Raw genomic sequence first — 17,203 nt, forward strand, 5'->3', positions numbered from 1 at the left:
ATAACCACCTATTACAATGTTTAATAAAATAAATTTTCTTTACCGTCCCCTCTAAATATAAAACATTACATCATCTATCGATAAAGCATATTTATCTTATGATCATAAAAAATATAATACAAAATTTTAATTAATAATTTTATTTTAATTGTTATTTTTATATTATATTACATTTACAATATATCTGTTACGTGTTCATTTTAAGTTTGTCAATTATTTTATTTGTATTTTACAATTTTATGATTTAATGTTAAAAAAATATTAAAATAAAATTATTTTATTGTTTTTATTATAATTATATATTTATTATCATAAATATTATTAGATATTATATTATATAAAAAATATCACCGTGTTTTTTAGTTGCACATAGTGTCTTTTATTTTTTTGTATAATATGGTAAGATAAATATTTTTAAAATTTACAGAAAACAAAAAAATATCTTATTGAAATATTCTGATAAAATAATTTTGCCTTATTATAGATTGAGAAGAATTAGCTTCCCCAGCAAAAAATTAGCGTAAACACCAGCTTAACTCTTGAATTAAAAAAGCTAAATTAGATAAGATAAGATAAGATAAGATAAGATAAGATAAGATAAGAGATAACTTTGGTGAACGCGCCAAATCTAATGCAATGCCATAAGGCCATTACACATTTCAACGATTTCACAGCCATTCGTTTCTACAAGAACGCAGAATAATTTTAATAAAGTTCATTGTCTTCCACGATTATAACTTTCTGACTTTTATATCATCCCCTAACCTATTAAATTTATGAATTGTTTCTTATAACTTATGAAAGTCATGACAATAAAAAGAAAAGCGCTCAACAGAAAAGATCCAATATTCCATTCATTTTTACCAAATAACAGTGAAACGGGCAAAGAAGCAGAAAAAGCCATGGGAAGCATAAACAAACGCCATTTTACGATTCTTGAAGGATAAATTCCTATTGATACAAATGAAAGCTCGTAAATCATTTCATGAAAATATTCGATAGGCATCTTACAGATAATAATAAATGTTATAAAATTAAACATCATGAAAAAACAAATATTGACGATAAAAACACAAAATATAAGCAAAACTTCTGAAAATAAACTGCTGAAACAACGCTAAATTTTGCGTCGCGAAAAACTCGGCAGGAGCTGATATCATGAAACGATAAGGATTAAATTGCATGAGCGGAATAAGCTACACCGGCCAAAAAGATGGTGGTAAAAGCCCCCCCCAAGAGACGCCGAACTGTGATAATACTGAAAGAGAGTAATATATTGTACTCAATCACCGAAAAGCTTAATAAAGCAATTTCAAAAGAGAGTAAAAAACAAAGCAATTGTGATAGAATAGCAATGAGAAAAAAGAATAGAAAAGCGATAACCAATCCCAGAATATTTTCATAGGATAAAACAAGCTTAACAACAAAAAGAGCCAATAACAGAATGCTATATAATACACTCTTCCCTAAAAAAGTAAAAAGCATTTGTGTCATATAACTGAAGGACTTTGTGAGATATACTTCTAATGGACCTTCTTTAATATGATGAGAGAAAAACTTAATCACATTATAAACATTATTTAAGCGTCCTAGGACTAAAGCAAAAGCATAATAATGCATCATATCATGAAAGCTAAAGCCATTTATGGTGTTGCCCGTATCAAAAGACAGTGCATTCCATAATAAAAGTTGAATAACAAATGGCGAAAGTATCCCAATGATAATATCGGTAAAAAACACTGCTCTATAACTTAGAACAGTGAGTAATCAATTCTTGGCAAAAAGAAACATACCAAAGCAGTGGTTAGATAAATTCTTTCAATTTAACACGGAGCATCTCTTCAAGCGAGGGAGTGGATAATAGAGAACGTACAAGTTCAGTTCGGTTGTAATTTCGCGTACAAAACGCGCAAAATCCTCACGGAACAGCGAAACCTCCAGCGAGCATTCTTCAGCGTTAAAGTGCTTATCTTTTAAAGGAGTAGATAATTTCAACGCAATCTCATCAATTTTTTCTACAACAGCTGAAGGTGCAGCAAAATGTTCACAAAAAGCGTCATTCTCACCAAAGAAGGAATGACATTTTTAAGCGCATGAAGATTGCCATGAAACTGTTTATTTCCCTTATGCTAGAGAATAATATCATCGACGTATTCAGTGCCGCGCTCTTTTTTCAGTTTTTTAAGAAGCTCACTAATTTCATGCTTAGATGTATAATATCAAGACCAATACTTGGCTCATCGAGGAACAACAGTTTAGGTCTAAAAGAGAGATTAAATGCCAATTCGCTTTTCACTCTCCCGCCCAAACTAAGCATCCGCACTGGCTTATCCATAATATGTTCAAGACCCCAGCAACTCAGTGACCTCTTTAAGATCACGGGGAAAAGGCACATTCAAGACCATGTAATGGTTTAACCATATCCAGACTGTAACGTAAGGGTAAATCTCACCATAAACAATTCTTGTGACCAAAGACCACTCCCAAAGACTTGAACAGATCTTTCTTCGCTTTATAAGGATCAACACCAAGAACTTTAACACATCCCTCATCAGCATATTGTATCCCAGAAAATATTTTAATCAGTGTCGATTTACCCGCTCCGTTAGGGCCAAGAATTGCTAATGATTGCCCTGAAAAGAGAGGGTGAAACTCATATCTTTTAACACATGAATGATTTGTATTAAACCGGCTTGAGAGAGAAATCACCTTGTTTTTAAAACCAATTCCTCTGTTAATATTGCGATATATTTTTGAGACGTTATTAACGTCAATCAATAATGATCCCATCCGTCACTCCTAATTTCAACTTATCCCACCTTTAAATATTCCCATAATAAATATCTGTTTTTGTTCACTAGAAAAACAAAAGTGTTCAAGCCCTCCTTGGAGCAATAAAACACACCTGACGTTTTATCTCCAATTTTTTGTATAGATATTTTTTCAATGTGATGAGTTCACTTCAATGAATCATTAAGATACTAAAAACTTATTTCTTCTTTTATGAAAGCTAATCTTTTGGATAAACTAAGTAAGTAGAAAAATAATTGGTCATTGAAAAGAGAACTTTGCTAATAAGCCTTCATTGTATAAGAAAAGATACAAAGCGTAAATCTATACTATAAGTATATCAAAGCACATTGATAACAAAACAAAATTCCTTGACAACAGGAATTTTTTGAGAGGCGACTTTTCCTAAGCATTACTATAAAATCCTTCAATTATCCCCCATGAAAAAATTAAAATCGCCTTCACTATTTTAGTAAATATCCTGCAGATTTTATCTAACTCATCTCCCTCAACAGACACGCCTCCTCAATATATGACCTCTGTAGATAATTCAAAGGAGCAGCTTCATCAGCTCAAATTATTAAATAACATACCATATCCAAAAATAACAACACAATCTATATGGATAAAGAGCTGTAGAAAGAAAATTTATGATATTCGAAAATTTCATCACTTAAAAACACAATTTTCTCATAGCTATTTACTTATCAAAAACTTTCTTCAAATGATGCCCTATTCATCTTATCAAATTTATAGATAAAATTTGTATCAATCAAAAAGAACAAATGAAGTTTCTTTACTCTGTTTCAGCATCACTCTCATTAAAAGACAAAAGATTAAAACTTTGGACCATATGAGGTGGTAAAGGTGCAACAATATCCAATATTCCTCCTGAAGGATGAGGAATACGAATACGACGCGCATGAAGATGCAGACGGTTTTGAATTCCTCCTGGTAATGTCCAATTACTATCAGAAAAAAAATACTTTGTATCGCCAATGATAGGATGATCCATATGGGCAGCATGCACACGAAGCTGATGTGTTCTCCCTGTATAGGGTTCCATTTCAAGCCACGAAAGAGCCCGCCCTCGCGTATCTAAAACGCGATAGTAGGAAACCGCATGATGTGAATCTGGCTCCCCATGTTCACAAACACGCATTTTGTCACCTTGTGCAGTTATTTCCTTAACCATCCACGTTGAAATTTTGTTCTGCTTTTTTTTAGGCACGCCCCGAACTAATGCCCAATAAGTCTTTTTTGTTTCTCTCGCTCTAAAAGCAGCTGTTAAGGACTGAGCAGCTCCCCTTGATCGCGCAACAATAAGCACACCCGACGTCTCACGATCAAGACGATGAACCAAACGCGGCTTTTCACCTTTTTTATTGCGCCATACCTCAAGCATACTATCCATATGACGTGTTAAACCAGAGCCTCCTTGTACAGCCAACCCAGCTGGTTTATTAAAAACAAATACCTTTGGATCTTCATAAAGCAGCATTTTTTTTAAAACGGTTCCATCATCCTGCCCACGAAGTATTTTATCTGTTATTGAAAGATTTACCTTGTCATTAATAGGGAGAGGTGGAATACGAACAGCTTGCCCCATACAAAGACGCGTATCGGCTTTCATACGTCCACCATCAACCCGTATCTGACCAGAACGCAACAATTTTTGTAAAGCTCCAAAACCAAGTCCTGGGTAATGCACTTTAAACCAGCGATCTAAGCGCATTCCATTTTCATCTGCTTCAACTTTTTTTATTTCTATGCCTGCCATGAAAATTCCCTTACCTGATAATTTTCTCTGCCCAATATTTTTTACCTGATAATTTTATTGATCTATTTTTACGCCTTTATAAACACAAAAATTCATATTTTAGTTGGCTTTATCACACCATATTACAGTTAGTATCCAAAATTGCCTTTTCTTAACGTCCAAATTTTATTAGCTAAAAACTAATCGTTATAAAAATCAACAGCCTTTACGCTTAATAGCGAATGGAGATAATTAACCGTGTCCTTATTCAAAACCTATGCACGTGTTCTCACTTACCTAAATAGAGAAAAAAATGCATCCCTTTTAATCTGTACCGCTAATGTTATGTTAGCTATTATCACTATTGCAGAACCTATTTTATTCGGACGCGTTATTGATTCTATTTCAGAAAAATCAGCTATCATTCCTACTCTTACCATTTGGGTTTGTTTTGGACTTTCACATATTATTGCTTATGTCCTTGTTGCTCGTGGTGCTGACCGCTTAGCCCATAGACGCCGTTTAACGGTTTTAACGGAATCTTTCGAACGTATCATTGCCATGCCTTTAATTTGGCATCAACAACGTGGGACTTCCAACGCACTCCATACACTTTTGCGCGCAATAGATTCCATGTCAACCATATGGCTTGATTTTATGCGCCAACACCTCTCAACGCTTGTCGCCTTATTGGTTCTCATCCCTATAGCGTTTAATATGAATTGGCGTCTTTCAATAGTCTTGGTTGTGCTTGCTATCATCTACGTATTAATTGCACGTTTAGTGATGCAAAAAACAAAAGACGGACAAGCCGCTGTAGAATGCTACCATCACAACCTTTTTAAACATGTCAGTGATTCAATCTCTAATGTTTCCATTGTACAAAGTTATAACCGAATAAAAGAAGAAACTTCTATACTGCATCAACATACAAATGCTCTGCTTAAGGCACAAAGTCCTGTTCTCAATTGGTGGGCGCTCGCCAGTGGCTTAAATCGAATGGCTTCAACAATTTCAATCGTTTGTGTTCTTCTCCTTGGAGCTTTTTTTGTTGCAAAAGGTCAATTACGAGTAGGTGAAGTCATTGCTTTTGTTGGATTTGCACAACTCATGATTAGCCGTCTAGACCAAATGAGCAATTTTATTAATTGTGCAATATCCTCACAAGCAAAACTGCAAGAATTTTTTGAAATGGAAGACTCAACTTTTCATATCAACGAACCAAAAAATCTTCCTTCCCTCAAAAATGTTAAAGGCACCATACAATTTCATCACGTGACCTATAAATTTCCAAATTCTTCTCAAGGCGTTTTTGATATTTCCTTTGAGGTTAAAGCAGGACAAACTGTTGCGATTGTAGGACCAACAGGGGCTGGGAAGACAACATTGATTAATCTGTTGCAGCGCGTATACGACCCTATCTTTGGGCATATCTCCATTGATGGAATAAATATATGCTCGATCAATCGCGAATCTTTACGCAAATCTCTAGCAACAGTATTTCAAGACTCAGGTCTTTTCAACCGTACTATTCATGACAATATTTCAATAGGAAAAGCGAGTGCAACGAATGAAGAACTTTATGAAGCAGCAAAAATAGCAGAAGCTCACGATTTTATTCTAAAAAAAGCTGATTGTTATAACACAATGGTGGGCGAACGAGGATCTCAATTATCAGGTGGAGAAAAACAGCGACTAGCAATTGCACGTGCTGTTTTAAAAAATGCCCCTATTCTCATTCTAGATGAAGCAACAAGCGCTCTTGATGTTGAAACAGAAGCACGTGTCAAAGATGCTCTCGATTGCATACGCCATAACCGCACTACTTTTATTATAGCACATCGCCTCTCAACAGTACGCAATGCTGATGTGATACTCTTTCTGGAACATGGTTACTTAATGGAAAAAGGAAACTTTCAAGAATTGATCGATAAGGGGGGACGTTTCTCTAAATTTTTAAAGGCAAGTAGTTTAACAATCAAACCACCAGAAAGAGAAGGAGAAAATGTTATCCCCTTACATGAAGCCATAGCATCATAAAAACGATACTCTTCATAAATCTTATGCAAAAAAATCCGCCTCAATACAACAAGAGTGCTTATATGATACAAGTAAAAAGATTTCTAAAAATGCCACAATCCATTTTAGGTATTTAAGACAGATATTAAAACAATTTAGTATTTTCTCTACTATTGCAATTTTACTAGATTGGGACAAAAATATTGCCCTATATTTGTGCGTATTAACAAGTATACACTCTCATTTAGGGAAAATATAAAGATGTAAAGGTAAAAACAACTTCCAGTTTTACCGTCTTCTTTTAACTCAGCTTTACGAATTTCAAAACGAACTAAAGCAATAGCTTTTAAATAATGAATATTATGTATTGCTTTTCTTTTTGTTTATCACTTTCTTTATAGTCCTCTCATAAAGAACAGAACGTCATTGTTTTGCACATTCATATGGCTTTTTTTTAGAAACATTTCTCAATTCTCCTAAGCCCATATTTCACAACGATATCCGTGAATGGTTTTGATTAATTTAACATACACAGAATTTGAAACGATAAGTTATCATTATAAATCAATGTATTAAGGCAATTGTTTTATAATAAATTAGATGTTAACCTAAATCTTTAGATTTATATAATATTCGTTTGATTTATATAGATAATTCATTACTTTATAACTTAAAATAAAGACTTATAAAGATAGGAGAATATTCTTTTCAAGACCTTTTAATGATAAACTAAAAAACTGTTTGCTTGTACATAACAAGCAAAATGAAAACAATACAATAGCTCTAAGATACAACAACTCTTTTATAAGCATTTTCAAGGAAAGGGATTTTAGTTATTTGAAAGCTAATAGAATAATGACAGCTTATAACTTTATAAGGATAATCGTATGCAGCAAATCTTGTATTATTCCTTTCATAAAAAGAGATGTTTCTTCAAAAAAATCTATAAGAGCAACACAATAACTATTCTTCCTAGTAAAAGAATACACAGCAAAGCAGGAAGTGCTGCATAATCTATCTTATCTTAAAACGGTGATTCCTGAAACGCTTAGAAGCTATAAAGCCAAATGAAAAAGTGATGATAAAGACAAACACTGTTTTTATCTTTACAATTGTATTTTTCCCCAATTATGCTGTATCTTCATTTCAGAAATAAACCATACAGATATTCGTGATACTTATATGCCAACCCAATATAAAAATGTAAAAAACACCTATGTAGAATAATTTCATTCTTTAATTTTTTTCAAGAAAATCTTTTAGTGCCGCAAATGCCTCATCAGCTTTGTTCCCCTCAGGACCACCAGCCTGCGCCATATCAGGACGGCCACCTCCACCTTTACCACCAAGCATAGCTGAAAGAATACGAACGAGTTCAACAGCATTTAACTTATCCGTTAAATCATTCGTAACGCCAACAACAGCACTCCCTTTTCCATCCTCCGAAACACTAATAAAAGCAACCACTCCAGATCCGATTTGTTTTTTCTCAGAATCAACGAGCGCCTTAAGATCCCGTGGTAAAATATTCTTAACAACGCGTCCAGTAAAAGAAAGCCCATTAATAATGATAATATCACCTTGGCTCCTTTCTGTTACTCCACCACTCAACATCATTTTCTTGCGTACATCATTCAATTCTTTTTCAAGTTTACGACGATCATCAAGCAAAATTCGCACCCGTTCTTCCACGCCAGCAGAAGAAGTTTTTAAAAGATCAGCAATTTCATGAATACGTTCATCTTGGCGACTAAGATAAAGACGTGCTTCTTTGCCTGTTAAAGCTTCAATACGCCGAACTCCAGCTGAAACAGAACTTTCAGAAAAAATATGAATCAAACCAATATCACCTGTTCGCTCCACATGTGTGCCTCCACAAAGCTCTATTGACCAATGCTTTTTTAATCTTCGCTGTTCAAGTGGCTCCCCCATAGAAACAACACGAACTTCATCACCATATTTCTCACCAAATAATGCCATTGCACCTTCAGAAATTGCATCATCTACAGCCATGAGGTGCGTTATCACTCTACTATTTTGCAAAATAATCTCATTTACTAAATCTTCTATTTTTTTCAGTTCTTCTGATGAAACGGATTTTGGATGAGAAAAATCAAAACGCAACCGATCTGGCGATACAAGAGAGCCCTTTTGTGTAACATGAGATCCCAAAACTTGTCGTAAAGCTTCGTGTAACAAATGAGTAGCAGAATGATTTCCACGAATTTTTTTACGACGAACAACATCAACGGTTAATTCTACACAATCAGACCTCGATGCCTGACCAGATTTCACCTCCCCAATATGAATAAAAACACCATCACCCTTTCTTTGGGTATCATGCACCTCAAAAATAAAATTTTCACCAGAAATGATACCACTATCACCAATTTGCCCACCAGATTCACCATAAAAAGGTGTCTGATTAACAACAAGCATAGCTTTCTGACCTGAAAAAATATGATCAACAAGTTTACCATCACACACAAGAGCTGTAAGAATGCCTTTAGCCGTTTCTGTTTCATAACCCAAAAATTCTGTAGCCCCTACTTTATCACGAACAGAAAACCAGATCTTTTCTGTTACAGCTTCCCCAGAACCAGACCAATTGGCACGCGCTTCCTCTTTTTGACGTTCCATCGCTTTATCAAAGGTATCAACATCAACAGATATTCCACGACGCCGCAAAACATCCTGCGTTAAATCAAGCGGAAAACCATAGGTATCATAAAGCTTGAAAGCAACTTCACCATTTAAATGATCTCCTTCTTTAAGATCGCTACTTGCTTCATTTAACAAACCCAGTCCTCGTTCAAGCGTTTTACGAAAACGTATTTCTTCTAACCTTAAAGTTTCTGAAATCAAAGATTCAGCACGCACCAATTCAGGATAGGCTTCTCCCATTTCGCAGTTTAAAGCAGGCAAAAGTTTCCACATTAAGGGCTCTTTAGCACCAAGAAGATGCGCATGACGCATAGCACGACGCATAATACGACGTAAAACATATCCTCTTCCTTCATTAGAAGGAAGAACACCATCCGCAATCAAAAATGCAGATGAACGAAGATGATCAGCAATGACACGATGGCTGGCAATAAAATCACCCTTTGCCTCAATCCCTGTAATTTCTTCTGATGCAGCAATTAATACACGAAAAAGATCAATGTCATAATTATCATGAACGCCCTGCAAAACAGCAGCAATACGCTCTAATCCCATACCGGTATCAATAGAAGGATGAGGCAAGTCAACACGCTCTTCCTGAGAAATCTGCTCGTATTGCATAAAAACAAGATTCCAAATCTCAATAAAGCGATCGCCATCTTCTTCCATACTTCCAGGAGGACCGCCCCAGATTTTATCACCATGATCATAAAAAATCTCCGAACAAGGCCCACAAGGGCCTGTTTCTCCCATCGACCAAAAATTATCAGCCGTCGCAATACGGACAATTTTTTCATCTGGAAGACCTGAAATTCTACGCCACAGTTCAGCAGCAACATCATCACTCTGGTAAACTGTCACCAACAATTTATCTTTTGGCAGGCAAAATTCCTTCGTTAACAGATTCCATGATAAAAAAATGGCTTCTTCTTTAAAATAATCACCGAAAGAAAAATTACCTAGCATTTCAAAAAATGTATGATGGCGCGCCGTATAACCAACATTATCAAGATCATTATGCTTTCCACCCGCACGAACACATTTTTGTGCCGTTGTTGCCTGCTTATAAGGAGGTTGTTCAAGTCCAGTAAAAACATTTTTAAACTGCACCATCCCTGCATTTGTAAACATAAGTGTAGGATCATTCCGCGGAACAAGCGGACTAGAAGAAAGAACTTTATGCCCATTACGATGAAAATAATCCAAAAATATTGACCGAATATTATTAACACTATTCATACTGACACCTGCTCAATACAGCACAAAACCATAAAAGAAAAACCCCCTCATCAAACATCCTCTTCGCTACGCATGGAGTCAATTTAATTAAAGAATGGAATATTTGTTTTAAAAAATTGAGAAAAAATAACTGTATATTTAAAAACTCAAACAAAAAACAGAAAAATCTTAAAGGAAAAAATTATAGACGAAAAAAACGCCCCATCAAATAGCTGAATCACTTTCTATATTTTCTGACCCTGCATTTTCTAACAATTCAATCGCAATCAAACCAGCATTTTGGCGCAAAGCTGCTTCAATCTCTGTAGCTATTTCCGCATGTTCACGTAAAAACTGCTTTGCATTCTCACGCCCCTGTCCTAAACGCTGAGAATTATAAGAAAACCATGCACCAGATTTTTCCACAATACCAACCTTGACACCCAAATCAATCAATTCACCTACTTTGGAAATACCTTCACCATAAATAATATCAAACTCAACCTGTTTGAATGGAGGCGCCAGTTTATTCTTCACCACTTTAACGCGCGTCTGATTACCAACGATTGCATCCCTATCTTTTATCGATCCAATGCGGCGAATATCTAAACGAACAGAAGCATAAAACTTTAAAGCGTTTCCACCTGTTGTCGTTTCGGGAGAACCAAACATTACACCGATTTTCATGCGAATTTGATTAATAAAGACAACCATACAGTTAGAGCGAAAAATTGCTGCTGTTAATTTTCGTAACGCTTTACTCATTAACCGAGCTTGCAATCCGGGCAAAGCATCACCCATTTCACCGTCAATTTCTGCTCGCGGTGTTAAAGCTGCGACAGAATCCACAACAAGCACATCAACCGCACCAGAACGCACCAACGTTTCTGTAATTTCCAATGCCTGTTCACCGGTATCTGGCTGAGAAATAAACAAGTTTTCTAGATCAACACCAAGCTTACGCGCATAAATAGGATCAAGTGCATGCTCTGCATCAATAAAAGCACAAATCCCACCCCCTTTCTGTGCTTCAGCAATAGCATGTAGAGCCAATGTTGTTTTCCCAGAACTTTCTGGTCCATAAATCTCAACAATACGCCCCTTCGGTAATCCACCAATCCCTAAAGCAATATCCAAGGATAACGACCCTGTTGGAACTGTTTCAATTTCAACAACCTGCTCTTTTTGCCCAAGACGCATAATCGAGCCTTTACCAAAAGAACGTTCAATTTGTGAGAGAGCAGCATCGAGAGCTTTTGTTTTATCCACGATTATATCCTTGACCGATTCATAATAACCTAAAACTTAAGTGTACACTGTACTTTTAATTTAACTAAAGGCTTGAGTTTAGATTTTCACAGACTATTCCCATTCCTATCTCCACATTATGTCCATAACATTCATGACTATCACAATAAAGAATTGACATGCTTACCTCACGACACAAAATAAACTCCAATAAATAATACCCTATGAGAGCATAGTTAACATATTTATATCTCTCTAGAAAAGGAACAATTTAAATTTAAACACAATGTTCTACAGTCCTTCTGCTTATCCCTTTGATTAAGCATTTAAGAGGCTAAGAGTTCTCCTGCTATTGATCACACAAAAACGCATCATCAATCAACCTCATACCCTATTGCATCGAAGAACAAAACGCCATTGTATTGCATATTCATGCACTTGATTTAAGAAACATCTCTCAATACTCTCAAGCTCACTTCGTGATAACACCCATGAATGTGGTATACTGTAAAGCCCTTTGGGCGCCACCATCTTTACACTAAAGAAGGAGCAAGCCAGGGGCACCAACACTATTTATCATCCCCCAATGTTGCGACAGCTCTCGGCACTTGAGACGATTCATAAGAGGAATTTTTAGTTCTTTCTTGTACAATTTTACGCTAATCCTGCTTGTAACATACAAGCGAATAATTTAATTGATTCAACAAATAACAGGCTTGGAATGAATGAAATTTACGGTATTTGGGACTTGCATTCAACTTACAAAACAGTGAATTATCATTAAAATCAATATATTATTTAATAAAAACCACAAAAATAAAGCAGCTTAAAAGCTGAATGACACATTTAAATTTGATAAAAAAATATGCATTTTTTAAGATCTCAAAAAAAAATCTCTACGAGCAATGCAATAAATGTTAAAAACATAAGCTAACTTGCTCATAAAATAACATAAGAGATAAAAAATAAACCCAAGATCAATAAAAAATGTATTTCAACTCAAATTTTATTTTTGATCTTTACGTTTTTTGCGCAATTGTTTCCACCACTCAAGACGTTTCACAATTTCACGCTCAAAACCACGCTCAACTGGTTTATAATAACTCTGACGCCCAAGTTTTTCGGGAAAATATTCTTGTCCTGAAAAAGCGTCCGGTTCATCATGGTCATAACAATAACCATTTCCATACCCTTCCTCCTTCATAAATTTCGTAGGAGCATTAAGAATATGCTTAGGAGGTGATAAAGAGCCATTTTTGCGCGCACAACGCAGTGCTGCTTTATACGCGAGATATGTTGCATTTGACTTTGGCGCAGTTGCAACATACAGACATGCTTGCGCCAAAGCCAATTCTCCTTCTGGTGATCCTAAATAATCATAGGCATCTTTTGCTGCATTACAAATGACAAGAGCTTGAGGATCTGCCAAACCAACATCTTCAACGGCCATACGAACCAATCTTCGCCCAATATAGAGAGGATCTTCACCAGCATCCAACATACGTGCCAAATAATAAAGCGCAGCATCAGGATCAGATCCACGAACGGATTTATGCAACGCTGAAATGAGATTATAATGCCCATCTCGTCCTTTATCATAAATGGGCGCACGACGCTGAATAACTTTTTGCAAAGCAACAACATCAAGAATCTCTCCCAATGGTGCAATAGACCAAACTTCCTCTGCCAATGTTAACGCTACCCGCGCGTCACCATCAGACATCTCTATCAAAACGTCTCTGGCATCATTATCCAAGGGAAGAATTTTTCCCTCCTCTTCTTCAGCACGCCTCAAAAGCATGTCCAAACTTTCATGATCATGAGAAAGAAATGTTAAAACACGTGCACGCGAAAGAAGAGCAGCATTAAGTTGAAAAGAAGGATTTTCAGTTGTTGCACCTATAAGTACCACAGTACCATCTTCCATCACAGAAAGAAAACTATCCTGCTGCGCACGATTAAACCGATGAATTTCATCAACAAAGAGAAGTGTTTTATCCCCAGATATAAAACGCCTCTGCGCAATTTCAAAAATCTTTTTAAGTTCAGAAACTCCTGTAAAAATAGCAGAAACCTGTTCAAACGCAAAATTTGTTTCAAGTGCTAACAAACGTGCAACGGTCGTTTTTCCTGTCCCTGGAGGTCCCCAAAAAATCATCGACCCAATTGAGCCAGTTGCTACCATACGTGAAAGCAAACCATCCTCTCCAATCAAATGCGTTTGTCCCACAACATCATTAAGAGAACAAGGGCGCATTCTTTCTGCAAGTGGCTGATTTTTATTAACTTGAAAATCAAACGACGAAGTAAAAAAATCTTTCTTCAAAAAAACCTCACCGAATAAATTGACGAATATACATACCATCACGTTCATATTCCAATTGCCAAGTACGCGAACGAGCTTGCATAAGAACCTTTTTCAACTGATGAACTGTTTGAATTTTATGTCCATTTACAACACGTAGAATATCTCCTGACTGAAAAATTCCAGCTGCATTGCTCATTTCATCAAGATTGGTAATTACAACCCCTTTTGCAGATATAGGAAGATGAAAACGTCGACTATTTTGCGGTGTTAAATCTAACACTTCAGCACCAGCAAGAGGACTGTCACCCATAATTTTTTCAGATTTTAAAAATGCAGTTTCTGATATCGATGAAATTGTTATTTGTGTTTTTAAAGTTTTTCCACTTCGTAAATATTCCAAAGTAAGACTATGTCCAACATCAGCTGTCATCAAACGATACCCAAGACTATCTGGACTATCAACGCGGACCCCCTGCACACTCAAAATAACATCACCTACTTTCAATCCAGCTTTTTCAGCAGGACTATCTTTGATAACTTCAATAATCAGAGCACCATAGGGACGTTCTAAACCTAAACCACCAGCAATATCAGGTGTAACATTTTGAAAAGAAGCCCCAATATAAGGCGGCACAAAATATTTTCCACCGCGTTTAACAGTATCAAGCATCACTTTTACAAGATTAACTGGAATAGCAAAACCAATCCCTACAGAACCACCGGAACGCGAATAAATAGCCGTATTAATCCCGATTAACTGACCTTTCATATCGATTAAAGCACCACCAGAATTCCCTGGATTAATGGCAGCGTCTGTTTGAATAAAAAAGTCAAAATCAGAAATCCCAACACGTGTACGCGCTTGCGCTGAAACAATACCACTTGTAACTGTTTGACCAACACCGAAAGGGTTACCAATAGCAAGAACAAGATCACCAACTTCAACAGCATCAGAATTTCCCAAAGAAAGAACAGGGAATTGAGCATCTTTTCCCTCAACTTTAAGAATTGCAATATCAGTTGCTTCATCTTTGAGCACGATCTTACTCTCAAACTCCCGCCCATCAGAAAAAGCCACTTTAATTTCGCTTGCATCTTTAATGACGTGGTAATTTGTAACAATCAAACCACGTGCATCAACAATCACCCCTGATCCTAATGACGATTGCTTGCGAACAGGAAAATTATTTTGAAAACGACCAAAAAATTGCTCAAAAAATGGATCGCCTTCAAAAGGTGATCGTGCTCTAATTTGTCGAGCTGCATAAATATTTACAACAGATGGAACTGTCTTTTTAACTAAAGGAGCAAACGAAAGAGTGATTTCTGTTTGTGTTTGAGGGACATAAGCATATACATGATCAAATGATATCTGCATCATAATTGCAAAAAAAATCCGCACCCAAAAAGAATATCTCATAATCCACTCCTTATAAAATCAGCACATTCTGTTGAAGATTAATAGAATTAAAAAACTCATCCCCGCAAACTAAGGATCTCTGTTAATATTTCATAATAGAGAATAAAAACAACCTATTTGAACAATAAATATTATAAAAATAAGATAATGCAATGTCCTATAATTTTCTTTCTGAACCTATTTCTCAACTAAAACAAACTTAAAAATGCTCACAAAAAAACCGCCTAAGACAAGGCGGCCTTTAAAAATCCAACAGAATAAAAAACTCTACGAAGATGTCCCCTTTTCATTCTCAGAAGCCTCCATGCGAGCACGATCCCCAGCACCCTTCGCTTCAACATCACGATCAACAAATTCTATAACAGCCATAGGCGCATTATCACCGGTACGAAACCCCGCTTTCATAATACGCAAATATCCACCGTTGCGTGATGCATAACGTGGCGCAAGCGTATCAAATAATTTTGCAACCTTTCCTGCATCACGAAGTGCAGCAATTGCTTGCCGACGCGCATGCAAACCACCACGCTTACCAAGAGTAACGAGTTTTTCAACAATAGGACGAATTTCTTTAGCCTTTGGAAGCGTTGTCACAATCTGCTCATGCTCAATCAACGAAGTTGCCATATTTGTAAACATCGCTTTACGGTGACTGGCAGTACGGTTCAACTTGCGTCCTGATTTACTATGGCGCATAAGCCCTCTCCTTAAATTATAATTTTAATATTGATCTTCATAACGTTTTGCAAGATCATCAATGTTTTCAGGCGGCCACGCAGGAATTTCCATCCCAAGATGTAAACCCATACATGCCAAAACTTCTTTAATCTCATTCAACGATTTGCGACCAAAATTCGGTGTCCGAAGCATTTCAGATTCTGTTTTTTGAATAAGATCACCAATATAGACAATATTATCATTCTTAAGACAATTTGCCGAACGAACTGAAAGTTCTAATTCATCCACTTTTTTGAGAAGTGCAGGATTAAACGAAAGCTCAGAATCAGCCTCTTCAACAGGCTCCTTCTGTGGCTCTTCAAAGTTAATAAATAACGATAATTGATCCTGAAGAATGCGTGCTGCAAAAGCAACAGCATCCTCTCCATTAACAGCACCATTCGTTTCAATCGTTAAGGTCAATTTATCATAATCCAAAACTTGACCTTCACGCGTATTCTCCACTTTATAAGACACTTTACGAATTGGTGAATAAAGACTATCAATTGGAATAAGTCCTATACGTGCATCATCAGCACAATTACGATCAGATGGAACATACCCCTTTCCTGTATTGACAATAAATTCCATACGAATTTCAGCATCTTCATCAAGAGTACAAATAACATGATCTGGATTTAGAATTGCCATATCCCCAACGGTACTGATATCTCCCGCTTTCACAACACCAGGCCCCTCTTTATAAACGACGACACGTTTAGGCCCTTCCTCTTCCATACGAAGCGCAATTTCTTTTATATTCAAAATAATATCCGTAACATCCTCACGCACACCTGGAATCGATGAAAATTCATGTAAGACACCGTCAATCTGTACAGCAGTAATAGCAGCACCACGAAGCGAAGATAACAACACGCGACGAAGTGCATTTCCTAACGTTAAGCCAAAACCCCGCTCAAGAGGTTCAGCAATCACACTTATAATATTTGGATTATCATGCGCACATGATTCAACCTTATTGGGTTTAATAAGTTCCTGCCAGTTTTTCTGAATCATATTTTTATTCCCGTTCTTTAGTTCCGTTACCATTCAATCGTAA

General features: G+C 36.3%; 11 protein-coding genes. 2 read left to right on the forward strand and 9 right to left on the reverse strand.

Annotation, left to right across the window (positions count from 1 at the left end):
• Positions 1-806 precede the first annotated feature (806 nt).
• Positions 807-947 carry a hypothetical protein gene (locus ACFIJ0_RS08110; protein WP_375624041.1) on the forward strand — a complete coding sequence of 47 codons (141 nt, stop codon included), beginning with the start codon at positions 807-809 and terminating at the stop codon, positions 945-947.
• A gap of 226 nt (positions 948-1,173) precedes the next feature.
• Here ACFIJ0_RS08110 and ACFIJ0_RS08115 read toward each other — a convergent pair whose 3' ends face one another.
• From ACFIJ0_RS08115 to ACFIJ0_RS08125, 3 genes are all read right to left on the reverse strand, one after another.
• Positions 1,174-1,740, reverse strand: coding sequence for an ABC-2 family transporter protein (locus ACFIJ0_RS08115; protein WP_375644307.1), 567 nt, complete (start codon positions 1,738-1,740; stop codon positions 1,174-1,176).
• A 708-nt stretch (positions 1,741-2,448) separates the two neighbouring features.
• Entirely contained in the window at positions 2,449-2,790 is a 342-nt protein-coding gene (locus ACFIJ0_RS08120) for an ATP-binding cassette domain-containing protein (RefSeq protein ID WP_375624045.1), read from the reverse strand.
• A gap of 796 nt (positions 2,791-3,586) precedes the next feature.
• Positions 3,587-4,570 carry an RluA family pseudouridine synthase gene (locus ACFIJ0_RS08125; protein ID WP_375624047.1) on the reverse strand — a complete coding sequence of 328 codons (984 nt, stop codon included), beginning with the start codon at positions 4,568-4,570 and terminating at the stop codon, positions 3,587-3,589.
• Between the two features lie 237 nt (positions 4,571-4,807).
• Between ACFIJ0_RS08125 and ACFIJ0_RS08130 the strand changes: the two genes are divergently transcribed.
• Positions 4,808-6,589 carry a glucan ABC transporter ATP-binding protein/ permease gene (locus ACFIJ0_RS08130; RefSeq protein ID WP_375624049.1) on the forward strand — a complete coding sequence of 594 codons (1,782 nt, stop codon included), beginning with the start codon at positions 4,808-4,810 and terminating at the stop codon, positions 6,587-6,589.
• A gap of 1,215 nt (positions 6,590-7,804) precedes the next feature.
• On the opposite strand, the gene alaS is transcribed toward ACFIJ0_RS08130, so the two are convergent.
• From alaS to ACFIJ0_RS08160, 6 genes are all read right to left on the reverse strand, one after another.
• Entirely contained in the window at positions 7,805-10,471 is a 2,667-nt protein-coding gene (gene alaS / locus ACFIJ0_RS08135; protein WP_375624051.1) for an alanine--tRNA ligase, read from the reverse strand.
• A 204-nt stretch (positions 10,472-10,675) separates the two neighbouring features.
• Positions 10,676-11,719 (reverse strand): recombinase RecA, encoded by a 1,044-nt coding sequence (gene recA / locus ACFIJ0_RS08140; protein WP_375624053.1) that lies wholly within the window; start codon positions 11,717-11,719, stop codon positions 10,676-10,678.
• Positions 11,720-12,704: 985 nt separating this feature from the next.
• Complete coding sequence (locus ACFIJ0_RS08145) at positions 12,705-14,024, reverse strand: replication-associated recombination protein A (RefSeq protein ID WP_375624055.1); 1,320 nt, start codon at positions 14,022-14,024, stop codon at positions 12,705-12,707.
• 7 nt (positions 14,025-14,031) lie between these two features.
• Entirely contained in the window at positions 14,032-15,426 is a 1,395-nt protein-coding gene (locus ACFIJ0_RS08150) for a DegQ family serine endoprotease (protein WP_375624057.1), read from the reverse strand.
• A 267-nt stretch (positions 15,427-15,693) separates the two neighbouring features.
• Positions 15,694-16,122, reverse strand: a complete 429-nt coding sequence (gene rplQ / locus ACFIJ0_RS08155) for a 50S ribosomal protein L17 (RefSeq protein WP_375624059.1) — start codon at positions 16,120-16,122, stop codon at positions 15,694-15,696.
• Between the two features lie 24 nt (positions 16,123-16,146).
• Entirely contained in the window at positions 16,147-17,160 is a 1,014-nt protein-coding gene (locus ACFIJ0_RS08160) for a DNA-directed RNA polymerase subunit alpha (protein ID WP_375624061.1), read from the reverse strand.
• Positions 17,161-17,203: the final 43 nt, after the last annotated feature.

The sequence above is a fragment of the Bartonella sp. OC68QHHN genome (genome assembly GCF_042193875.1).
In the GTDB taxonomy this organism is placed as follows: Bacteria; Pseudomonadota; Alphaproteobacteria; order Rhizobiales; family Rhizobiaceae; genus Bartonella; species Bartonella grahamii_A.